We start from the raw sequence: 23202 nt of genomic DNA, 5'->3' as shown, positions 1-23202 counted from the left end.
GGACGGGCGCTGAAATAGCCGTCGGGGGCGGTTTGCGCAATGTCGGCGCGCTCAGCTGCCCCAAAGTCAGCTTCACGGTTCCGTCTTAGGACTGTCGGAGAGTCGACATCCAACCGTCGCCTTGGCGTCGCGCAGCGCTGTTACCCGGGCCGCAGAACCGGCGTGCTCCCCGCGCGACCGGGCATGGGGATAGATCATGAAAAACCATCTGATGCTGGGTGCCGCTTCGGCCGCCCTCCTGCTGCTGGCCGCCGCGCCCGCCCTGGCAGCCGAGCCGGCGCCGACCGAGGCCGCCGACACCACCGCCGTGGACGCCGTCATCGTCATTGGTCAGGGCCAGAGCCGCCAGGTTCAGACCCTGAAGGACGAAGCCATTTCGCTGGAAGCCGCCGGCACCAGCCCGCTCAAGGCCATCGACAAGCTGCCCGGCGTGACCTTCCAGTCGGCCGACGCCTTCGGCTCCTATGAGTGGTCGACCCGCATCTCGATCCGCGGCTTCAACCAGAACCAGCTGGGCTTCACCCTCGACGGCGTGCCGCTCGGCGACATGAGCTATGGCAACCACAACGGCCTGCACATCAGCCGCGCCATCACCAACGAAAACATCGGCCGCGTTGAGCTGGCCCAGGGTGCCGGCGCGCTCGCCACCGCTTCGACCAGCAACCTCGGCGGCACGCTGCAGTTCTTCTCGCGCGATCCGTCGAAGGACTTTGGTGGCCAGCTGAACGCGACGGGCGGCTCGGAAGGCATGTACCGTGTGTTCGGCCGCCTCGACAGCGGCTCCATCGAGCAACTGGGCGGCCTGCGCGGCTACGCCTCGATCGTCAGCCAAGAGACCGAGAAGTGGAAGGGCGGCGGCGAGCAGCGCCAGTTCCAGTACGACCTGAAGGCCGTGCTGCCGCTGGGCGAAAACGGCAGCCTGACGGCCTTCTACAACGGCTCGCAGCGCCGCGAGCAGGACTACCAGGACCTGTCGTTCGAGATGATCAAGCGTCTCGGCCGCAACTGGGACAACACCCAGCCCAACTGGAACCTGGCTGTGGCCGCCGGTCGCGCCTATCTGACCGGGACGGCCCTGCCCGCCCCGTTCAAGACCGTTGACGACGCCTACTATTCGGGTGCCGGCGTTCGCGATGACGAGCTCTACGGCCTGGCCCTTAAGCTGCCGCTCGGCGAGACCGCCAAGCTTGACCTGGCCGCCTATGGCCATGCCAACCAGGGCCAGGGCCTGTGGTACACGCCTTACGTTCCGAGCCCGGGCTTCGGCACCGTCGGTTCGACCGCTGCCCCGCTGTCGATCCGCACCACCGAGTATGACATCGACCGCAAGGGCGTGACCGGCGGCCTCACCTTCGAACTGGGTTCGCACGAAGTGGGCGTCGGCTTCTGGGGTGAGAAGAACACCTTCAATCAGGCGCGTCGCTTCTATGCCGAAACGGCCGCCGCCCCGTCGCGCGATCCGCTGGACTTCCAGGAGAACCCCTTCTTCACCCAGTGGCAGTACCGCTTCGTCACCGACACCCTGGTCGCCCACATCGAAGACACCTGGACCGTCAATGACGCCCTGAAGGTCAATTTCGGCTTCAAGGCCATGGAAGTGACCAACACGGTGCAGCGCATCGCCGGCAACCCGCTGGCCGGCGAGATCGAGTCGCAGAACTCGTTCCTCCCGCAGGTCGGGTTTGTCTACAAGGCCACGCCGGACCTGGAAGTCTTCGGCGGCTACACCGAAAACATGGCAGCCTATGTCTCGGCAGCCACCTCGGGCCCCTTCGCTTCGCAGAACCAGGCCGCAGTCGACTACATCACCAAGACCCTGGAGCCTGAAACCTCCAAGACCGTGGAACTGGGTGCCCGTTATCGTAATGAACGCTTCCAGGGCGTTGCGGCCCTCTATCACGTGACCTTCGAGAACCGCCTGCTGGCCGCCAGCACCGCGGCACCGATCCTGGGGCTGCCCGCCGTTCTGTCGAACGTCGGCGGCGTCGAGACCAACGGCATCGAACTGGCCGGCGAATACAAGCTGACCGACAACTGGTCGCTCTACGGTGCCTACACCTACAACCAGTCCGAATACCAGGATAACGTCCTCAACGGCTCGGGCGTCGTCGTCGCCCGCACCGCCGGCAAGGAAGTGGTCAATACGCCCAAGAACATCTTCAAGGGCGAAGTGAAGTTCGAACTGGCCGGCTTCTACAGCAAGCTGGGCGTCGCCTATACCGGCGAGCGTTACTACACCTACGAGAACATCGGTGGTCAGGTGGACAGCACCACCGTCGCCGACCTGACGCTGGGCTATCGCTTCGACGGCGAGACCTGGGGCAAGGGTCTGGAAATCCAGGCCAACATCACCAACCTGACCGACGAGGACTATATCTCGACCATCGGTTCGGGTGGCTTCCTGAACAATGACGCCGCCGGTACGGGCCAGACCGTCCTGACCGCACCCCCGCGTCAGTTCTTCGTCTCGATCAAGAAGGCGTTCTAAGCCCTCTTGATGTCCAGGCATCGGGCCGGGAGGCGACTCCCGGCCCTTTGTCGTTCTAGTTTGTCCCCTTGACCGCCAGAGGCCTGCCCATGACCGACCTGTCCCGCCGTTCAGCCCTGGGCCTTTCGGCCGCTGCCCTGGCCGTTGCGCCCGCTGCCCAGGCAGCCGTGGTCGACGCGCCGCACCCGTCGCTCAACAAGGCCCTGACCAGGATCGCCTTCGGCTCCTGCGCCAAGCAGGACAAGGACCAGCCGATCTGGGACGCCATCTTCGCGGCCAAGCCTGATCTGTTCGTCTTCCTGGGCGACAACATCTATGCCGACACCCGCGATCCCAAGGTGATGGCGGCCAAGTATGCGACCCTGGCGGCCAAGCCGCACTTCAAGCGTCTGCGCGACTCCCTCCCTGTGATCGCCATCTGGGACGATCATGACTTTGGCGAGAACGACGCCGGGGCCGACTATCCCATGAAGGCCGAAAGCCGCCGCCAGTTCTGCGACTTCTGGGGCGAGCCTGCGGACTCCGTCCGTCGCACGCGAGACGGCGTCTATGCGGCCTATGTGTTTGGTCCGGCCGGCCAAAGAGTGCAGATCATCCTCCCCGACCTGCGCTGGAACCGCACGCCCCTGGTCGAGAAGTCCTTCCCCGGCGGCTACAAGACCTGGGCCACGGCCCGCGGCCTTTCCGGCAAGGAGACTCCCGGCCCCTATGATCGCATCCCTGACCTGACCGCGACCATGATCGGTGAGCCGCAGTGGTCCTGGCTGGAGCAACAGTTGGCCCAGCCCGCCGATCTGCGCCTTTTTGGCTCGAGCCTGCAGGTCCTGGCCGATTTCGCCGGTTGGGAGGGCTGGATCAACTATGCCCGCGACCATCAGCGCCTGTTCGAAGCCATCCGCCGCCAGAAGGCCGAGCGCCTGATCTGCATCAGCGGCGACACCCACTATGCCGAGGTCTCGCGACTGGACGCCAATGTGCCCTATCCGATCTGGGACATCACCTCCTCGGGCCTGACCGAGGTGTGGCCGGTCACGCCGCCCAATGCCTTGCGGGTCTCTCCCGTGGTCCGCGAACGCAACTTCGGCATGATCGAGATCGACTGGAGCGGCGCAGCGCCCAGGGTCACGCTGAAGATCCATGACGAGAAGGGCGCGGTGAAAATCTCGCAGGTGGTGGATACGGGGACGCTTAGGGTCGGGTGAAGCAAGTCCTCCCCCCGAAAGGGGAGGCGATCGCGAAGCGATCGGAGGGGGAAGTGACTGCAGACTCAATGCTGTCTTCCCCTACCGGCCTGCGGCCACCTCCCCCTTTCGGGGGAGGACTTCCGACCGCCCATCAAACTTTTCCCTGCTGACAAGCTCGCGGGCCCGCTCTAGCGTCCCGCGCCATGATCAGACCCTCGCTTACCGCCCTTGCGGCGTGCCTCGCCCTGACTTCGCCCGCTCTGGCGGAAAAGCTCACCCCTGAGCGGATTTTCGCCGATCCAAGCCTAACAGGCCCTACGGCCCGCGGCGTGTCCCTCTCGCCGGACGGCAAGCGCGTCACCTATCTGAAAGCCAAGGCCGAGGCGGCCAATGTTCAGGACCTGTGGGCGGCCGACGTGGCCGGCGGCGAGCCCTATCGCCTGATCGACTCGGCCAGCCTGTCCTCCGGGGCCAAGGAACTGTCGGAAGCCGAGAAAGCCCGTCGCGAACGGGCCCGCGTCTCGTCGCGCGGCATTGTCGAATACAGCTGGGACAGCCAGGGCCGCTTCATCCTGGTCCCGCTGGACGGCGACCTCTATCTGGACAGCGTTGCAGACGGCAAGGTCAGCCGTCTGACCGAGACCCCCGGTGACGAGGTCGACGCCAAGGTCTCGCCGCTGGGCGGGTTTGTTTCCTTTGTCCGCGACCAGAACCTCTATGTGAAACCGGTCGACGGCGGTCCCGAAAAGGCCCTGACGACGGACGGCAGGGACGCCCTGTCGTTCGGCGTCGCCGAGTTCATCGCCCAGGAAGAGCTGGACCGGTTCAGCGGCTACTGGTGGTCGCCCAGCGAGAGCCACATCGCCTATACCCGGGTCGATGAAAGCGGCGTCGACATCGTGCCGCGCGCCGACATCGGCCCCGGCGGGGCCACGGTGGTCCTGCAGCGCTATCCCCGGGCCGGCCGCCCCAATGCCGTGGTTGACCTGTTCGTCCGCAACATGGCCACCGGCCAGGTCGTGCCGCTGGATCTCGGCAGCAACAAGGACATCTATGTCGCCCGCGTCGACTGGTCGGCCAATGGCAAGACCCTCTACGTCCAGCGCCTGTCGCGTGACCAGAAGACCCTCGACATCATCGCCTTCGACCCGACGACCGGCTTGGGCAAGACGATCCTGACCGAGACCGACCGCAACTTCATCGAGGTGCATGAGGACTTCCGCCCCCTGGCCGACGGAAGCTTCCTGTGGTCCTCGGAAAAGTCGGGCTTCAACCACCTCTATCGGCATGCTGCCGACGGCAAGCTGATCGCCCAGATCACCAAGGGCGACTGGCCCATGGACCGGGTCGAGGGCGTCGACGAGGCCCGCAAGGTGGTGATCTTCGGGGCGTCCATCGAGACGCCGATCGAACGTCGCCTCTATGAGGTATCCTATGCCAAGCCCGGCAAGCCCAAGGCCCTGACGCCCGCCGGAGGCTGGTGGAGCGCCAAGGTCGCCAGCAACGGAGCCTTTGCCGGTTCGTACAGCGATCCCAAGACCCCGCCCCAGACCGGCCTCTATGCGCCCGACGGCAAGCGGGTGCGCTGGATTGAGGAGAACCGCCTCGCTGAGGGTCACCCCTACTGGCCCTATGCCTCGACCCTGACCACACCGGACTACGGCACGCTGCAAGCCGCCGATGGCGAGGTCCTGCACTATTCGATCCTGAAGCCCTCCGACTTCGATCCGGCGAAAAAGTATCCGGCCATCGTCTCGGTCTATGGCGGCCCGCACGCCCAGCGGGTCAGCAAGACCTGGCAGAGCGCCAGCGAGCGCACCTATCTCGAGGCCGGCTATCTGATCTTCAAGCTGGACAACCGCGGCAGCTCCAACCGCTCGGCCAAGTTCAAGCGCGCCCTGGACCGCCGCATGGGCACGGTTGAGGTAGATGATCAGATTGTTGGTGCCAACTATCTGAAATCCCTACCCTATGTCGACGCCGACAAGTTGGGCGTGATGGGCTGGTCCTATGGCGGCTTCATGACTCTGATGATGCTGACGGCCGAGAATACGCCGTTCAAGGCCGGTGCCGGTGGTGCGCCGCCGACCGAATGGGGCCTCTACGACACCGCCTATACCGAGCGCTACATGGGCAAGCCGGAGGAGAACAAGGAAGGCTATGCGCGATCGGATATCCTGAACCGTCTGGACAGGATGAAGCCCGGCAGCCTGCTGCTGCTGCACGGCATGGCCGATGACAATGTGATCTTCGAGAACAGCACCCGCCTGATCGCGGCCCTGCAGAAGAAAGCCATCCCGTTTGAGATGGCCCTCTATCCTGGTGAGCGCCACAGCGCGCCCGGCAGCAAGACCAAGGGCCTCAGCGTCCTGAAGACCCATCTCGAGTTCTTCAATCGCAAGCTCAAGGGGCACTAGCCCGGGACCAGGCCCTTTTCGGCGTTCGCGCCGCGAAGGGCCTGCGTCAAATTGCGCGCCGGTCTCGTCACTTTGTCGCGGGCCGAACGGCCGAAGCAGTTTCTATTCTGGTCAGCGCTGAACTGAGGACTGCGCCATGACCAATCCCACTGACGAAGCTGTCGAATGGCTGATCCATGCCGTCAAGGACGCGCTCCGGGATGGGCGCGCCTCGGCCTCGGACCTCGAGGACTGGCTGCTGGCCGCGATCATGCTTGGGGAAATGTCGCTGGAAGAAGAGCGCGACGCCCGAGAAACTCGCACTCTGGGGGCCTGGATGAGCGCGGCGTCCACTCGGCACTGACCTGTGCGGCCGTCGAAAGGCGGCTACAGCGCCACGGCGTAAGGCTCGCCGGTCGTCTGCCACGACCAGTGGCGATCCCGGCTTGACTTCCGTAGCGAAAGAAAACGAACCTCCGCGCAGGCTCCATAGGACACGCGCGTGACCACCTATACCGATCTCATTGCCGGCATGACGGCAACCGCCACCGGCCACGGGGCACATGTTACCGACGACTGGAAGCAGGGCCGTACCACCTATGGCGGTCTCTCCGCAGCGCTTTGCCTGGAAGCGGCGCTTCGCGCCCTGCCCGACGCCCCACCCCTGCGCTCGGGACAGTTCGCCTTCATCGGTCCGGCAGCCGGAGAGCTGGCCATCGAGACCAAGGTGCTGCGCCAGGGCAAGTCGACCCTATTCGTCGGCGTCGATCTGGTGGGCGAGCAGGGCCTGGCCACCCGCGCCATCCTGACCTTCGGCGCGGCGCGGGAGTCGCTGGTGGCGCACAGCAACCTGCCCTGCCCCGTCGTCGCCCCGCCGGCCGACTGTGAATTCTTCTTCCCGCCGGGTTCAGGGCCTGGCTTTTCGGGCCAGTTCGAAGTGCGGATGGCCGGCGGCACGCGGCCCCTGTCCGGCCAGCCTCCGGAGTATCTGTTGTGGATCCGCCACCGCGACCCGGCCGCACGCTCCCTGGCGGCGCTCATTGCCCTGGCCGACACACCACCGCCCCCGGCCATGGCCCTGTTTCCGAAGTTCGGTCCGATCTCGACCATGACCTGGTCACTGGATGTCGTCGGCCTGCCCGCTGAGGACGATGACGGCTGGCGGCTGCTGCGCAGCACGGCCGAGACCATCGGCGACGGCTATTCCACCCAGGACATGATGCTGTGGGACCAGGGCGGACGTCCGCTGATCGCCGCGCGCCAGAACGTGGCCGTTTTTGTTTAAGGCCGAGGATGGACTTGGCGGCGACGGCCTTTTGCCGTCATCCTCCGCCGCATCCGACCGACCACTGATGTCGACTCGTGTGGGGAAGCTGCCAATGACCAAGATCGCCTGCCTGGCCGGAGCGGCCGTCGTCGCCCTGCTGTCCACCAGCGCCGCTGCCCAAGCCTCGCCGGCGACCTCAGAACAGGCGACCCAGGCCTATCTGGCTCAGATCAAGGCCAAGAACGACCTCCTGCGCGCGGTTATCGCGGTCAACCCGGCCGCCCTGACCGATGCCAAGGCTCGCGACGCCGAACGCAAGGCCGGCAAGGTCCGTTCGGCCATCCATGGTCTGCCCATCCTGCTGAAGGACAATATCGAGTCCGCCGAGCCCCTGGCTACCACAGCGGGATCCCTGGCCCTGAAGGACAATGTCACCGGCCGCGACGCGCCCCTGGTCAAGGGGCTGCGCGAGGCAGGGGCTGTGATCCTGGGCAAGGCCAATCTGTCCGAATGGGCCAATATCCGCTCGAACAACTCAATCAGCGGCTGGAGCGCCGTCGGCGGCACGGTGCGCAATCCCTATGTCCTGGATCGCAGCGCCTGCGGCTCGTCCAGCGGTTCGGGCGCGGCGGTCGCAGCCGGCCTGGCCTGGGCGGCCATCGGCACCGAGACCGACGGCTCGATCACCTGCCCGGCGGCGATCAATGGTCTGGTGGGCCTCAAGCCCACTGTCGGCCTGGTCTCTCGCACCCACATCATCCCGATCAGCCACAGCCAGGACACGGCCGGCCCCATGACCACCACGGTCCGGGACGCCGCCGAGATCCTGACCGCCATCGCCGGCTCTGACCCTGCGGATGGGGCGACCAAGGCCGCCGACAGCCACAAGACCGACTATGCCAAGGGCCTCAGCAAGGACGCCCTGAAGGGCGTAACCCTGGCGGTGGCGCGCTTCTATACCGGCTACTCGCCCAAGACCGACGCCGTGTTCGAGCAGGCCCTGAAAGACCTCGCAGCCCAGGGCGCGACCCTGGTCGAGGTGAAGGAATTTGACGAGGGCCCGATCGGCCGGGCCGAGGGGGTGGTGCTTTATACCGAACTGAAGGTCGATCTGGCCTCCTATCTGGCCTCGACAGATCCCGCCAAGGTCAAGACCCGTACCCTGGCCGACGTGATCGCCTTCAACAAGGCGACCCCCAAGGAGTTCGAGTGGTTTGGCCAGGAGAGCTTTGAGCGGGCCGAAAAAACCAAGGGCTATGATGACCCCGACTATATCAAGGCTGCCGCAGACGCCCGGCGGCTGGCCGGTCCCGAGGGTATCGACAAGATCCTGAAGGACACGGGTGCGGTCGCCATCGTGGCCCCGACAACCGGACCGGCCTGGACCATTGATCCCCTGAATGGTGACAATTATGGCGGCTCCTCTACCACCCTGCCCGCCGTCGCCGGCTATCCGCACCTGACCGTGCCTATGGGAGATGTCACAGGCCTGCCGGTCGGGCTTTCGTTCATCGGCCCGGCCTGGAGCGAGAAGCTTCTGCTGAACCTGGGCTATGCCTATGAGCAAGCCACGATGAGGCGCAAGGCCCCGACCTTCAAGACGACCATAGCCCCTTAGGAGCTATGGTCGGCAACGATCCGCCAACCGTCCTTCTCCAGCGCCATGACCAGACTGGTATAGCCTTTGGCCGATGTCCCATCGGGATAGGTCAGGGCCCACTGGCCGATATAGAGGGCGTGAGTCGCATCCAGCAGGCGGAAGTCGACGGACTGGAAACTCAGCACGCCGCGCTTGGCCGGATCGGCGAGATTGTACTTGGCATTATAGCGGGCGATCATCGCCGCCTTGCCGCGAACCAGGCCTTCTTCGGTGACGAAGCTGGTTTCCGGTGCCTCTGAATAGGCGGCCATGAAGCGGACAACGTCGCCAGCGTTCCAGCCCTTGGCGCTGTCCGCCATCACGGCCTCGACAGCCCGTTGCTGCGGTGAAGACTCGACGGCCCAGGCAAACGTCGGCGCAGCCAGCAGAGCCAGGGTCAGCAGGAGGCGGCGCATCAGACGCGCGGGCGAATGACGTCGATCGGTGGCGGCGGCGGCGTGACCCGGTCCGGCGACGGCGCATTGGGGGCGGGTGGCCCCATATAGGGTCTCTGCTGTGGTGGTTTCGCACAGCCGCAAAGGGTCGCGATGGCCAGGGTCAGGATCAGGCCTGATCTCAGCATCCCACCAGACCCACACCGGCGAAATTGCGGTTGGCTCCGACCCCGACCCCGCCGAAGCGATCGCCGAGCGCGACGCCAATGCCCAAGGCACCGGGCGGATTGGCTACAGCCACACCCAGATTGCCGGCCGGCGTGAAGATACCGAGGCCTGACTTGAAGCAGTGATTGTCGACGCGCGGATCCCAGACCTCGACCTGACCATCAGCCCGGGTGAAAGCCCAGCGCTCACCGCGCTCATCGCGGCCGCTGACCGAGATCTTGCCCTTGCCGTCCGGCGTGACACCGTAGGATTCCCGGGTGAAGCCATCGACGGCACAGGACGCTACCAGACCAGGCCGGCTGAGATCGCCACTGAGGGCCGCTGCCGAGCGGGTCTGGGCATTATAGGCCGAAACCTCGGTATCGCCGCGTCCGCCGCCGACAAAGATCTGGGTCCCGGTCGCGCTGTCATAGGTCATGATGTCCGGTGCCTGGCCGCTCAGCGGCTCACCACAGGCAGCGGATCGGCTCCCGCCCCCGCGGGTGCTCTGGGCCTGGACCTGGGTCGCAGCCAGGGACGCGGAGACCGTCAGGGCAACGGTGACGAGATGGACAAGCTTGCTCATTTGGGGGCTCCCCCTGATTGAGAACCGCCCGCCAGAGCGTCCTGCGACAGCTGAGGCGGAGCCGATGTCGCCGAGGCCGGCAATATGTTTGGAGCCGGCCAGTACGAGTCAAAGTCGAGGCGGGCCTGGTCACGCGGCGTGCGGAAGACTTCCGGAGCCTCGTACCAAGGGCGGCAGGTCAGTTCGCCATTGAAGTGCCCCTTGACCAGGGCCTCGCAGCCCCCTGGACGGGCGAAGACGCGGTTGTCGACCGAGCGAACCTGGCCACCGGCATCGGCATAGATGCCCGAGCGCATGACGCGATGGATCCGGTTGTTCGAGGCGAAGACAATCCCCGAGGCGGCGTAGATGCCCACATCGATGGCCTCCAGATCGCCGCCGCGGATCTGCAGATTGGCATTCTCCAGCACGACCGCCCAGTCGCTGTCGCGGACGACAGGATTGAGCAGGGTGGTTTCATCGCCGCCACCGACATAGATGCCGCGCGAGAAGCCGTCGACGTAGAGGCCCTCGATCTTCACCAGCTGCTGGCGATTCATACCGGCAATGACAAAGCCGGCGGAATTGCGGGTGCGGGCCGAACCGGTCCAGTCGCCCAGCCGAACGATGCGGATATCCCGCAGGCGACTGTCGCCCGAGGTCTCAAACGCTCCGCCGATGGCCGTCGCAGCGATCTCGACATTGGACGCCATGATCTCACCGGTGGCCTTGACCACAGGCTGACGGGTCCGGCCGATAAAGGCGGTATCCTGCAGCTCGATCCGGCTGTCCTCGACGTCCAGGGCCGAGCCCTCGCCGTCATAGCGCACCGTGACGCCCTTCAGGGCCAGTTCGGTGGCGCGGCCGGTGATGCAGGACGCCTTGCCGGCCCGCAGGGCATCGATACCCAGTCCTTCGAGCACCACATAGCCCACGCCGGGCGCGATGCGGATACAGGGCTGGCCGGCCGGGGCCACGAGGATCGGGCGGCCACGCGAAGGCGTATAGTCGCGCACGACGATGGTGACCGACTGGGTGATGTTCAGCGTCTCGACGCAGGCCCCGCCCTCCGTCGAGGTCAGCGTCAGGACGTCGCCGTCATAGAGGCGGGAGAGTGTATCGCTGACCTGACCCGGATAGGCGTAGTCGCAATCAATGTCGCGACGCACGACAGGCTGGGCGGACTGGCAACGGCCGCGCACGCTGATGGAACCGCGCGGGCACGGCCTGACCTTGGGTCGATAGGCTGTACGGCAGCCCTTGGACAGATTGGGGTCCAGCAGGAGGCCAAAACAGGGGCGGATCTGCTGGTCGACCTTGGCATCCGGCGAGGCCAGGGCCACGGCAGGCGCGGCGGCGAGGCCGAGCGACAGCACAGCCAGAAGGGCCAGGAAGCGGCTCAGGCGGCTCATCGATAGTCCCTTTCGATGTAAGGCCGTCCCCCGCGCTCAGCGGCGGGTCTGGGCGGACGCGAGACCTGGGCGAGCAGCTGTTGCAGGCGCCAGACAGACGGCTTGAAGCCGGCCAGGGCCCCGTCCAGCTGATAGACCACAGCCCGGGCACGATCCTGGTCTGCAACGCCCTGCAGGCCGAGCGAGAAGAAGGTCGACATGGCGTACTTGGCTTCCGCCGACCCCTGACGCTCGGCTTCCTCGTACCAGTGATAGGCACGGGCATAATCGCGCGGCACGCCGACGCCCTCGGAGTACATCACGGCCAGCACGAGCTGGGCCTTGGACGAGCCATTGACGGCTGCGTACTGAACGGCCCGCACCTTTTCGATCGCGCTGAGGCGACCCGTAACGGGGCGGCCAAGCATCGCCTGGAAGGTCTGGACGTCGCTGGACGGCAGCAGCTTCTCGTCGAGGATCGGTGCCGAGATCACCCGCAGATAGGCCAGGGCCTCGCCGATGTGAACGAAGGGCAGATCCGCCAGCCGCATCTGGGCCGCTTCGCGGGCTTCGCCCGACTGATCGGCCTCGTCAGAATGGGGCACGCCGGATTCTGGCGACTCGGGCGGATAGAATTCGTAGGGCGGGATCCAGCGCTTGGCTTTTGTCTCGACGAAGGCCCCGTAGGAGGCCCGCTGCGGCGAGGAGCGCTCGAAATCCTTGAGCATCACATAGGCCGAGACGTCGCCCGTCTGCACGGCCAGATAGTTGTAGAGATAGGCGTCGACGTCGTTGCGGCGGAACAGGTCCAGGGCAGCCGGCGTTCCGGCCCGCTTCTGGCTGCCATAGGCCTCAACGGCCTGCAGATTGTCGGACGGCTCGCCATAGGGACCGAAGAAGGCGTCATGGATGCGCGCCAGCACGCGATAGCCGTCCGCGCCCTGGCTGGACAGCACGTAGATCACGCGATTGCGGACCTTCTCGCGCTCTTCCGTCGACATCCGCGACAGCAGCCTGTCCAGGGCCCCATAGGCGCTCTGGCGCTCGAAGGCCCGGCAATCGTCAAACCGCGACAGGGCCTTGCCGTCGCCCTTGGCGCGCCGCTCATAGGCTGCAATCGGCGCATAGCCGCCGGCATTGGCCAGGGCCATGGCGTACCAGGTGGCCGCCTCGACCGGATCCTCGAGATTCTTGTCGACGGCGCGCTGGCCTTCGTAGCGGCGGGCCAACTCCAGCTGGGCGAAAAAGTCCCCACGGAAGCCCCCTTGGCGAAGCGCCCGGATCTCCTGCTGCTGCTGATTGAACTGACCTGACACGCCCTGTGCGGCCTGGGGCCGCGGACAGGCACTGGCGCGACGCTGGAACCAGGAACTGGGCCCAACATCACAGCCGACCAGGGGAATCACTACAGCGGCGACCAAGGCCCCAACCGGGATGCGCCGGATCAGAGCCTCCCGACCAGAAAGTGCCCCGGTCAGGGCTTTTCGGAGCGCGGAATAGCGCGAAACAGCATCGCTGGCTTCGTGCATCACTCCCCCTCCAGCACGCTGTTAACCATAACCATCAAGGACTCATGTGCCCGGTGTCGCAGGCTGTCAAGGTGAAGCAACAGCGTTCGCCTAGCGGCGTGTTGACACGCCTGCGCGACTATTCGCGCCTCAGGGGAATTCAGCAAACACAGGCGGGATTCGACACGGCGCAAGATCGCGAATCCGTGACGGACGCAACCGCGAAGCGAATTTGGTCATGCCCTGAAACAGGCTCGCCGCGCCCGGTTTTCGAGCGCGGCGAGCCCCTGATCAGGCCTGAAGGACCTAGCGGCCGGTCGGCATGTCCTTGAAGGCCACATCCTTGTCGACGCGGACATCACCGGGCAGGCCCAGAACGCGTTCGGCGATGATGTTCTTGAGGATCTCGTCGGTGCCGCCGGCGATTCGCAGGCCCGGAGCCCACATCAGGCTCTGCTGGAAAGCCGCTTCTGCCGGGGCCTGAGCGGGATCGACCAGGATGCCGTACTGGTCTTCCATCTCGACGGCCGTATTGGCCAGTTCCTGCATCTGGTTGGCGGCGATGATCTTGCCGATCGAGCTTTCCGGACCGGGCGTCTGGCCGCGCGACAGGGCGGTCATGGTCCGGAAGCGAGTGAACTTCAGGCCCTCGGATTGCACGTACCAGTCGGCCAGCTTCTCGCGGAACGCATTGTCCTTGATGGCCGGGCCGGTGGCCCCGGTGAGTTCGCGGGCCAGGCCCATGATCTCGCGATAGTTGGGACCCGACGAGCCGCCCACAGCCAGACGTTCGTTCATCAGGGTGACCAGGGCCACCTTCCATCCGTCACCGACCTCGCCCAGCCGCTGGCTGTCCTTGACGCGCAGGTCGGTGAAATAGACCTCGTTGAACTCGCGGCCGCCCGACATCTGGTGGATCGGCCGGCACTCAACGGCGGCATCGCGCATGTCGATCCAGAACATGGTCAGACCCTTGTGCTTGGGCACGTCGGGATCGGTCCGGGTCAGCAGGATGCCGTAGTCGCAGTAGTGGGCCCCGGTGGTCCAGACCTTCTGGCCATTGATCACCCACTCGTCGCCATCCTTGATGGCGCGGGTGCGCAGGGCCGCGACGTCGGAGCCGCCGGCCGGTTCGGAGAACAGCTGGCACCAGATCTCCTCGCCCTTCACGGCCGGAGAGACGAAGCGTTGCTTGGTCTCCGTGTTGGAGAAGGCCATGACGGTCGGCACGCACATGCCCAGACCAATGGTGAAATAGCCGTAGGAGAGCCCCGCCTTGGTTTCCTCCTGACCGAAGATCACCGACTGGATCGGCGTGCCGCCGCCCCCGCCGATGGCCGCCGGCCAGGTGATGCAAGCATAGCCGGCACCGGCCTTGCGGGCCTGCCAGGCCTTGGCGGCCGCCATGTGCTCGGGCGTATTGGCTTTCACATCGCCGAACTGGGCGCGATGGGCCGCGGCGTTCTCAGCCAGCCAGGCGCGGGCCTTTTCGCGATAGGCGGCTTCTTCGGGTGAATCGTTGAAATCCATGTTCGTCGTTCCCTTAAGCCGCGTTCTTCTGTTCGAGCTGGCTGACCAGCCGTTCCTTCCAGACCCGCGGCGCGCCGGCCACGAGGCTGAGCTGGCGCGAGCGCCGGTAATAAAGGTGGCAGTCAACGTCCCAGGTGAAGCCCATGCCGCCATGGACCTGGATGCTTTCCTTGCTGGAGAACCAGAAGGCGTCCGATGCGGCGATACGAGCGGCGGAGGCCGCAATGGGCAGTTCCGGCGCGTCGACGTTCAGGGCCCAGGCCCCGTAATAGGCGTTGGAGCGGGCCACCTCGTTCTTGACGTACATGTCGGCCAGCTTGTGCTTGATCGCCTGATAGCCGGCGATGACACGACCAAAGGCATAGCGACCCAAAGCATAGTCCTTGGCCATCTCCAGGCACTTGTCGGATCCGCCCAGTTGCTCGAAGGCCAGAAGCACGGCAGCGCGGTCCATGATCGCCTGGACGAGGTCGAAGCCCGCACCGGCTTCGCCGATCCGTTCGGCGGCGACGCCGTCGAAGGTCAGCTTGGCCACACTACGGGTCGGGTCGAGGCTCTTGAGCGTCTCGCGCGAAACGCCCTTGGCCGTCAGATCGACCAGATAGAGCCCCGCCTTTCCGGCCTCGCTGGCCAGCACCAGGGCCATATCGGCGACATCACCGTCAGTGACCGGGATCTTGACCCCCGTCAGCTTGCCGCCCTCAACGCGGCAGGCGAGGTTCGAAGCATTGACGACGCCCGGGCCTTCGGAGGTGGCCAGGCAGCCGATCAGTTCGCCGGCGGCAATGCGCGGCAGGATGCCGGCCTTCTGATCCTGGCTACCGGCCAGCATCACGCCTTCGGCCAGGAAATAGACCGTCGAGGCGAACGGGATCGGCGCGACAGCGCGGCCCAGTTCCTCGGCAATGGCGCACAGCTCGACCCGGCCCAGACCCAGACCGTTGAACTCTTCGGGGATACAGGCCCCCAGCCAGCCCTGCTCGGCGACAGCGGCCCAGAGGTCTTTGTCAAAAGACCGGGCGGGGTCATCCAGGACGCCGCGCACGACGGCCGGGCCGCACCGCCCGTCAAGGAACTTACGAGCCTCGTCCTTCAGGAACTTCTGGTCGTCGGAAAAGTCGAAATCCACGCGGTGGCCTCCCTGTGCGCCGCTTTGGATCGGCGCTTTGGAAAACACCCTGACTGACCTTTCGCTGCAGGGAAAGATTGACCCGGCGTCAAGAATTTCAGGTTCTTATGGTCAGCGTTCAGTTCACGTCGCGTCCACGGGGCCATGGCCAAGACCGTCTATCAGCGCAACCAGAAGGTCTGGGTCGAGAGCGTCGGCGCCTGGGCTACCATCGAGCGTATCGTGCCGATCTGGGCCAAGGGCTTCGACGAGCCGGTGCGGGTCACCTATGACGTTGGCCTGGGTCGCGAATTTCACGCCCATGAACTGAAGCCCGAAGACAGGGTGGATGCCGAAGGCACCGGCATGCTCGCTAACTGGCGGGTGCTCAGAGCCCGAAACAAATGGCAGCAGGAAAGCGATTGCCCGCATCATCCCTACCCCGGCACCTATCCAGTCGTGGTCACAGATCCTAACGACTGGGGCGGCTGGCGGACGCCGGGCGCAGAATATGATCGCGATCCGCGCAAGATCGAATATCAGGCCCGGCTGATCGCCTGCGCCCCGCGTCTACAGGCCATGGCCCGCCAGATCCTCGAACTGGTGGCCGATCACCCGGAGGATGCGCCGCCGGCCCTGACCGCCCTGGCCCAGCAGGCCTCGGCCATTGAACGCTATCTGCATGAGGTCCCGGCGGCAGCCGAGACCGCCAGCCGTATCGAAGACTAGACCGGCCAGTCCCGGCCGGAACCCGGACGACGAAGCCGATCATGGGCGGCAAACTCCAGGGCCGGCCGGACCACGCCCTGATCAACCTCGCCGCCACCGGGCAAAAGTCGCAGGCAGCGGCGTCCGATCCAGATCAGGACCTCCATGCCCTCGTTTGCACCCTCGGCAGCCCAGCCCCGCAACACCGCTTCATAGGGCGCGCGTCGCCAGGCATTGGGCTGGGCAGGATCGAGCTCAACATTGACGATCCGTCCCCCCTCGCCCGCATGCAGGACGAAGCCGCAGCGGTCGGGGCGCCAGTCGTCGCCGAGCCGCTCATCCAGCAGCCAGTCGCAGGCAAACTCACCGCAGCCAGCAGGGCGGACGGCATAGACCCCGCAACCCTTGCCGCGGCGGAAGTAGCGGCACCAGACGTGCGGTGCCTTTTCCAGTTCACGGACGCCGATCAGCTTGCAGCACTGGCCGCACGCGCCGCATTCCCGCTCCGCCATGCTGATCTCCGCCCACGCCCTAGCCTCAGCGAGGGTTTAAGGGGCGGGCGGAGATAGGCAAGGTGCCAGATCAGAACCGGTAGCCGATCCCGACGGAAGCCACGACCGGGTCAAGCTTGACCTTGGACTTCAGAGTGCCGCCATTGATCGAGGCATCGGTCTCGAACCACACCTTCTTGACGTCAATATTGAGGTTGTAGCGGGGGCTCAGCGGCACATCGGCACCGACCTGCAGGGCATAGCCGAAGCCGTCGTCCAGCTTCACCTTGAAGCCATTCAGGTCCTTGTCGCCATAGAACAGCATGTAGTTCAGGCCCGCACCGACATAGGGGCTGAACTTGGCATCCGGGAGCGGGTGATACTGCAGCGACACGACGGGCGGCAGGACCCAGGTCTTGTGAACAACAACATTGGTGGCAGGACCAACGGCCTTTACCGTGTGCTGGGTGGTGCCCGCGATCACTTCGATGGCCAGCTTGTCGGTCAGGAAATAGCTCAGGCCGATGGTCGGCTTGATGTCGTCATTGACGTCGGCCTTCAGGCCCGTGGCGGCACCGGCGGACGTGGTGATGGCATTGCCGGCGTCGGGCGCGACATCCGTGACTCGGACGTTCAGAACCAGATCACCCTTGGCCTTCGGCTTGACGGCTTCCTGGGCATGGGCGGCGGAAAAGGCCAGCAGGCTGGCGGCGCAGGCCAGGGCCAGACGGGTCGCAACGGTCATAGTTTATCCCCTTATTCTCGAACCGGACGCTGCATTTGGGGCGCCCGAAGGGGGAATTGCGCCGACTCAGGCGCTCATTCTTTGATCCGGAACAAGTCCGCACTGAAAATGGGGCTTTTGGGCTCGATCTAAATACTTAAGGGCTCTCGCGCGCGTCGGCCCGGCCCTCTAGATTGACCCCATGCGCACAGAAACGCCCCAGGCCATCCGGCTCGTCGACTATCGCCCCTTCCCGTTCGAGATCGAAGAAACCCATCTACACTTCAGGCTGGACCCTTCGGCCACACGGGTCGTGACCACACTGAAAATCCGCCGCACGGGCGAAGCGGGCGCGCCACTGGTCCTCAATGGTGAGCGCCTGAAGCTGATTTCGGTGTCCATGGACGGCCATGCCCTGGACTCTTCAGCCTACCGGCAGGACGCCGAGTTCCTGGCCCTTGAGGCCGTGCCAGACGCCTTTGTGCTGACCACGGAGGTCGAGATCGATCCGGCGGCCAACAAGGCGCTGATGGGTCTCTACATGTCCGGCGGCCGCTTCTGCACCCAGTGCGAGGCCGAGGGCTTCCGCACCATCACCTATTTCCCGGACCGGCCTGACGTCCTGTCGCGCTACACCGTTCGGATCGAAGCCGACCAGGCCTTCCAGCACCTGCTCAGCAACGGCAACCTGATCGACAGCGGCGCGCTCGGGCGCGGCCGCCACTATGCCGTCTGGAACGACCCCTTCCCCAAGCCGGCCTATCTGTTTGCCCTGGTGGCCGGTGAACTGGATGTGCTGGAGGACAGCTTCGTCACCATGAGTGGCCGCACCGTGGCCCTGAAGGTGTTCGTCGATCCCGGCCAGGCCCCGCGGGGGGCCTATGCCCTCGACGCCCTCAAGCGCTCCATGGCCTGGGACGAGCAGGCCTTCGGCCGCGAGTACGATCTCGATCTCTTCATGATCGTGGCGGTCCGCGATTTCAATTTCGGGGCCATGGAGAACAAGGGGCTGAACATCTTCAACAGCTCCCTGCTTCTGGCCGACCCGGAAACCGCCACCGACCTCGACTTCGAACGGATCGAGGCGGTCGTGGCGCACGAGTACTTCCACAATTGGACGGGCAACCGCATCACCTGCCGCGACTGGTTCCAGTTGTGCCTGAAGGAAGGCTTCACGGTCTTCCGCGACCAGAGCTTCTCGGCCGACCAGCGCGGGGCGGCCGTGCAGCGGATCAAGGACGTCAAGGCCCTGCGCGCCCGCCAGTTCGCCGAAGACGCCGGCCCCCTGGCCCACCCCGTTCGACCGTCCAGCTATCTGAAGATCGACAATTTCTACACCGCGACCATCTACGAGAAGGGCGCGGAGATCATCCGCATGCTGAAAACCCTTCTGGGCGACGATGCCTTCCGGGCCGGCAGCGACCTCTATTTCGAACGCCACGACGGTCAGGCGACCACGGTCGAGGCCTTTATCGCCTGCTTCGCCGACGCCACCGGCCGCGACCTCTCGGACTTCTTCGCCTGGTATGAGCAGGCCGGCACGCCCTCGGTCTCCTTGGCCAGCACCTATGATGCCGCTGCCGGGACCCTGGAAATCAGTCTGACCCAGGCCACCGCGCAAACCCCCGGTCAGCCGACCAAGAAGGCCCTGCCCATCCCGGTGACCATCGGCCTGCTGGATGCCAACGGTGCCCCGCTGCGCGACAGCGAGGTGGTGGTTCTGGACACCTCAACCAAGACCGTGCGCTGGGCAGGTATTGCCTCAACACCTGTGGTCTCGGCCCTGCGGGGCTTTTCAGCTCCGGTGAACCTGACCACCGACGCCCGGCCTGCCGACGGCTACGTGCTGTTCGCCGCGGATCCGGACCTGTTCAACCGCTGGGAAGCCGGTCAGACCCTGGCCCGCGACCTGATCCTGGCCCGGGCGGCCGGATCGGCCGATGAGGTCGGCGAAGAACGCTACGCCGAGGCCCTCGGCCGGGCCCTGGTCGACGAGGCCTCGGAACCGGCATTCAAGGCCCTGCTCCTGGCCCTGCCCAGCGAGCCGGACCTGGCCCTGGCCATGGAACCTGCGGATCCGGCAGCCCTGCACGCTGCCCGCCGCGCCCTGCGCACCCGCATCGCGGTTCATCTGGGCGATCTGTTGCGGCGGCTGCATGGTGAACTGCAGGCGAGCAGCGCTTTCTCGGCCGATGCCCGATCGGCCGGAATGCGGGCCCTTCGTAACGGTTGCGCCGACCTGCTGGCGGCCGACCCGCATGCCCTCAATGTCGACCGCATCGTCGGCCACTTTGAAGCAGCGGCCAATATGACCGACGCCATGGGTGCCCTGTCAGCCCTGGTCCAGATCGGTGGCGAGGCTCGCGACAAGGCCCTGGCCGCCTTCCACACCAAGTGGCGGCATGAGCCACTGGTGCTGGACAAGTGGTTCGCCGTGCAGGCCCGGGATCCGTCGGCCAGCGCCCTGGACCGGGTGATCGCCCTGACAACGCACGAGGATTTCGACGCCACCAATCCCAACCGGTTCAGGGCCCTGGTTTCGACCTTCGCCAATTTCAATCCGGCCCGGTTCCACGACCCGTCTGGTGCCGGCTATCGTTTCCTGGCCGAAAAAATCCTGGCCGTGGATGCCTATAACCCGATGACCGCTGCCCGTCTGGTCGAAGCCTTGGGGGGGTGGCGGCGCTATCCTGACACCCTGGGAACCCAGATGCGCGAAGCGCTCAGTGGCGTTGCTGCCCACCCTGGATTGTCCAAGAACGTACTGGAACTGGCCAGCAAGGCCCTCGACTAGGGCCGGCCAGTTGAGACCCTGACCAGCGGATTGCGACCAATAAGCTCATACCGAGCCAAATCTGCCGTTCGACCGTGACGGGAACCTTGGGCGTGCGTTAGATTCACCCGATGCGGCGAAGTGACTCGCGGCGATGTAATCGGGGAGCCTTGGGCTTTTGAGGATTGGGGATCCAAGACCCGGAAGATCGGCAGGAGCCGGCCTTTCCGCGGCAGGTGTCGTGCGGTCGATGACCGCGCGCGCGCCGTCGCAGGTCTATGTCCGGGTCGCCATTCTCGCCGCCCTGCTGCTGCTGGCGGTCTATACGGCCTTTGGGGTCAAGCGCCTGCAGCAGGACGTCGCGCGGGCACCGGGCGGTGCGGCCCTGGCCGCCGAGGCGGGCCTTGCGGCCAGCCGCATCGAAACCAATCTCGCCGCACAGCGCGCCGGTCTGTCAGCAGCCTCGGACATCCTCAAGCGTGACCCGGCCGACACCATGGACGCGGCCGAGATCGCCCTGCGGGCCAGCGGTGGCGAAGCCATGGCCGTGGCCGTGGCCGGACCATCCGGCATACTGGCTGTCTCCGGCCGCGACGAAGCGGCGGACTGGAAGGCGGCGGCCCGAGCCGCTTCGGCCTCGGGGCGCTCCACCTGGATCGGTACCGCCGGCGAAAGCGGCCGCCTCTATGTCGCGGCAGTGGCACCTGTCTCGACCGGACGCAATTTCATCATCGCCAGTGGCGATCCCAGTCGTCTGCTTGTCGATCCCGGCAAGAGCGGCGCCCGCGCCCTCGCCCTGGCCGACGGCCGACTGGTAGCGACCCGGGGCCGGTCTATCAGCGGCCTGCAGACCTTCCGCGAAGCCTTCGCTCTGTCGATCGAGGATGTCGGTGACCAGAGCGCAGCCCTGCGGGGACAGACCGCCAATGGGGCCCTGCTGGACGTTGCCGTTCAGCCCCTGGCTGAAGGCACCTTGCTGGCCGTGGCGGGCGCGCCTTCGCGAACCGTCGCCAACATGGATCGGCAGGTCATGGAGGGCGCGTTCAATCTGCTGGCCCCCCTCGCTGTGGGCATTGCCCTTGCCCTTCTCCTGATGATGCAGAGCCGCAAGGCCGAGGCGGCCCATCGCGAGTTCGTCGACAGCGAGCAGCGGTTCCGTCTGGCCGTCGAAGCTGCCCGCTGCGGCATCTGGGAATGGGATCTGCGCGGCGACCAGGTCTTTCTTTCAGACGTCACCGGCGTGATGTTCGGCTGGGGCGGTGGCGGGATCGTTTCCGGTCAGGACATGCTGGACCGTATCTCGCTCGACCATCAGGAACGGGTCCGCCAGGCCCTGGCGAATGCCGCGACCTTCGGCGCATTCGACGTCTCGTTTCGTGTGCCCTCCATGCAGCAGGGCGGCCGCTCGATCTGGATCGACGCCCGCGGCCAGGGCTTCGGGACACCGGGCGTGGACGGCTATGTCCGCATCATCGGCGTGGCCCTGGATGTCACCGAGGAGCGCCTGGCCCAGGCGAGGGCCCAGGCCGCCGAAAACCGCCTGCGTGACGCCATCGAGAGCGTTTCGGAGGCCTTCGTGCTCTGGGACCGCCAGGGCAGGCTGCTGATGTGCAACCGCAACTATCGCAATGTCTTCTCCCTGGAGCCCAAGCTGCTCAAGCCCGGTGCCGCCCGCGCCGAGGTCAACCGCTTCGCGGCGCTGGCCATCAAGCAGGACCACCCCGCACCAGACGGCGCCAAGGGTGTGCGCGAGGCCGAGATGATGGACGGGCGCTGGATCCAGATCAGCGAGCGCAGAACGGCCGAAGGCGGCCTGGTCATGACCGCGGCCGACATCACCGCCATCAAGAACCAGGAAGAAGCCCGACGCCTCAATGAGGAGCAGCTTCAGAACGCCGTGACCGGTCTAGAGCGGAGCCAGGAGCAACTGGCCGAACTGGCGCGCAAGTATGAGATGGAAAAGGTCAAGGCCGAAGGGGCCAACAAGGCCAAGAGCGAATTCCTCGCCAACATGTCGCATGAACTGCGGACGCCGCTGAACGCCATCAACGGCTTCTCAGAGATCATGATGACCGAGATGTTCGGGCAGTTGGGTGATCCGCGCTACAAGGGCTACAGCCAGGACATTCACAATTCCGGCCAGCATCTGCTGGCCCTGATCAACGACATCCTCGACATGTCCAAGATCGAGGCCGGCAAGATGAACCTGAAGTTCGAGCCGCTGAACCTTGAGGATGTCGCCGAGGACGCCGTGCGCCTGGTGCGTAATCGGGCCGAGGCCGCCGGTCTGAAACTGGTCATCGACTTCCCGCAACTGCCCGAGATCGAGGCCGACTACCGGGCGGTGAAGCAGGTCCTGCTCAACCTGCTGTCCAACGCCATCAAGTTCACGCCGCGCTCTGGTAGTGTCACGATCCGCGCCGAGGTCCGCCGTGATCCCCTGAGCGATCGCCTGCGGGTCTCGGTGCAGGATACCGGCATCGGCATCGCCAAGGAGGATCTGGCCCGCCTGGCAAAGCCATTCGAGCAGGTCGAAAGCCAGCTGTCGAAGACCACCCAGGGCACCGGTCTGGGCCTGGCCCTGACCAAATCCCTGATCGAGATGCATGACGGGGCCATGGACATGGCCAGCACGCCCGGCGAAGGCACTACCGTCAGCTTCAGCCTGCCCATCCGCCAGAGCCAGGCCAGCCCGGCCCGCGACTTCGCCGCTGCCTGAGCCGTACGATCCAAATTATGACTTTATTTTCATAGACTTAAATCGACGTCATGACTCAGTCGTAACGGGTCAAGGCGTCCGTCCGGCTCTACACCCTCGAACAACAGAA

The 23202-nt window shown here is 65.6% G+C and carries 17 protein-coding genes and 1 pseudogene; 9 read left to right on the top strand and 9 right to left on the bottom strand.

Going from position 1 to position 23202, the window contains the following annotated elements; translation table 11 throughout:
• Nucleotides 1-196 precede the first annotated feature (196 nt).
• The 6 genes and pseudogenes from ACW17U_RS04200 (at nucleotide 197) to ACW17U_RS04175 (ending at nucleotide 8953) form a co-directional block, all read left to right on the top strand.
• Complete coding sequence (locus ACW17U_RS04200; protein ID WP_492054969.1) at nucleotides 197-2488, top strand: TonB-dependent receptor; 2292 nt, start codon at nucleotides 197-199, stop codon at nucleotides 2486-2488.
• A gap of 89 nt (nucleotides 2489-2577) precedes the next feature.
• Entirely contained in the window at nucleotides 2578-3690 is a 1113-nt protein-coding gene (locus tag ACW17U_RS04195; RefSeq protein ID WP_492054968.1) for an alkaline phosphatase D family protein, read from the top strand.
• A gap of 185 nt (nucleotides 3691-3875) precedes the next feature.
• On the top strand, nucleotides 3876-6089 hold the full coding sequence (locus ACW17U_RS04190; protein WP_492054967.1) for a S9 family peptidase: 2214 nt from the start codon (nucleotides 3876-3878) through the stop codon (nucleotides 6087-6089).
• Between the two features lie 136 nt (nucleotides 6090-6225).
• Complete coding sequence (locus ACW17U_RS04185; RefSeq protein ID WP_492054966.1) at nucleotides 6226-6432, top strand: hypothetical protein; 207 nt, start codon at nucleotides 6226-6228, stop codon at nucleotides 6430-6432.
• Between the two features lie 138 nt (nucleotides 6433-6570).
• Entirely contained in the window at nucleotides 6571-7353 is a 783-nt protein-coding gene (locus ACW17U_RS04180) for a thioesterase family protein (RefSeq protein WP_492054965.1), read from the top strand.
• Between the two features lie 39 nt (nucleotides 7354-7392).
• Nucleotides 7393-8953 (top strand): annotated as a pseudogene (locus tag ACW17U_RS04175) (amidase).
• Here the strand turns inward: ACW17U_RS04175 and ACW17U_RS04170 are convergent.
• From ACW17U_RS04170 to ACW17U_RS04140, 7 genes are all read right to left on the bottom strand, one after another.
• The gene (locus tag ACW17U_RS04170) at nucleotides 8950-9390 is read right to left on the bottom strand and encodes a YybH family protein (protein WP_492054964.1); all 441 of its coding nucleotides are present in this window, start codon (nucleotides 9388-9390) and stop codon (nucleotides 8950-8952) included. The pseudogene ACW17U_RS04175 and the gene ACW17U_RS04170 overlap by 4 nt on opposite strands.
• Nucleotides 9390-9557: a hypothetical protein gene (locus ACW17U_RS04165; protein ID WP_492054963.1), complete on the bottom strand. Its 168-nt coding sequence runs from the start codon at nucleotides 9555-9557 to the stop codon at nucleotides 9390-9392. The genes ACW17U_RS04170 and ACW17U_RS04165 overlap by 1 nt, the downstream gene beginning before the upstream one ends.
• Nucleotides 9551-10162 carry a hypothetical protein gene (locus tag ACW17U_RS04160; RefSeq protein WP_062147827.1) on the bottom strand — a complete coding sequence of 204 codons (612 nt, stop codon included), beginning with the start codon at nucleotides 10160-10162 and terminating at the stop codon, nucleotides 9551-9553. The genes ACW17U_RS04165 and ACW17U_RS04160 overlap by 7 nt, the downstream gene beginning before the upstream one ends.
• A complete protein-coding gene (locus ACW17U_RS04155; protein ID WP_492054962.1) occupies nucleotides 10159-11553 on the bottom strand; it encodes a right-handed parallel beta-helix repeat-containing protein in 1395 nt (464 codons plus the stop codon). Before ACW17U_RS04155 ends, ACW17U_RS04160 begins: the two co-directional genes overlap by 4 nt.
• A complete protein-coding gene (locus ACW17U_RS04150) occupies nucleotides 11550-13061 on the bottom strand; it encodes a tetratricopeptide repeat protein (protein ID WP_492054961.1) in 1512 nt (503 codons plus the stop codon). Before ACW17U_RS04150 ends, ACW17U_RS04155 begins: the two co-directional genes overlap by 4 nt.
• Before the next feature lie 285 nt (nucleotides 13062-13346).
• Nucleotides 13347-14570, bottom strand: a complete 1224-nt coding sequence (locus tag ACW17U_RS04145; protein WP_492054960.1) for an acyl-CoA dehydrogenase family protein — start codon at nucleotides 14568-14570, stop codon at nucleotides 13347-13349.
• A 13-nt stretch (nucleotides 14571-14583) separates the two neighbouring features.
• Nucleotides 14584-15699 carry an acyl-CoA dehydrogenase family protein gene (locus tag ACW17U_RS04140; RefSeq protein WP_492054959.1) on the bottom strand — a complete coding sequence of 372 codons (1116 nt, stop codon included), beginning with the start codon at nucleotides 15697-15699 and terminating at the stop codon, nucleotides 14584-14586.
• Between the two features lie 144 nt (nucleotides 15700-15843).
• Here ACW17U_RS04140 and ACW17U_RS04135 point away from each other — a divergent pair, with 144 nt between their 5' ends.
• The gene (locus tag ACW17U_RS04135; protein ID WP_492054958.1) at nucleotides 15844-16407 is read left to right on the top strand and encodes a hypothetical protein; all 564 of its coding nucleotides are present in this window, start codon (nucleotides 15844-15846) and stop codon (nucleotides 16405-16407) included.
• Here the strand turns inward: ACW17U_RS04135 and ACW17U_RS04130 are convergent.
• Complete coding sequence (locus tag ACW17U_RS04130; RefSeq protein WP_492054957.1) at nucleotides 16404-16898, bottom strand: YkgJ family cysteine cluster protein; 495 nt, start codon at nucleotides 16896-16898, stop codon at nucleotides 16404-16406. The two genes, ACW17U_RS04135 and ACW17U_RS04130, sit on opposite strands and share 4 nt — an antisense overlap.
• A 70-nt stretch (nucleotides 16899-16968) precedes the next feature.
• Nucleotides 16969-17622 carry an OmpW/AlkL family protein gene (locus ACW17U_RS04125; RefSeq protein ID WP_492054956.1) on the bottom strand — a complete coding sequence of 218 codons (654 nt, stop codon included), beginning with the start codon at nucleotides 17620-17622 and terminating at the stop codon, nucleotides 16969-16971.
• Between the two features lie 181 nt (nucleotides 17623-17803).
• On the opposite strand from ACW17U_RS04125, the gene pepN reads away from it, so the two are divergent.
• Nucleotides 17804-20395 carry an aminopeptidase N gene (gene pepN / locus ACW17U_RS04120; protein ID WP_492054955.1) on the top strand — a complete coding sequence of 864 codons (2592 nt, stop codon included), beginning with the start codon at nucleotides 17804-17806 and terminating at the stop codon, nucleotides 20393-20395.
• 229 nt (nucleotides 20396-20624) lie between these two features.
• Complete coding sequence (pleC, locus tag ACW17U_RS04115) at nucleotides 20625-23093, top strand: cell cycle histidine kinase PleC (protein ID WP_492054954.1); 2469 nt, start codon at nucleotides 20625-20627, stop codon at nucleotides 23091-23093.
• The last annotated feature ends 109 nt before the right edge of the window (nucleotides 23094-23202 follow it).

This window comes from Caulobacter sp. AVps16, from assembly GCF_058681455.1.
This window is presented reverse-complemented; position numbering and strand designations above follow the sequence as displayed.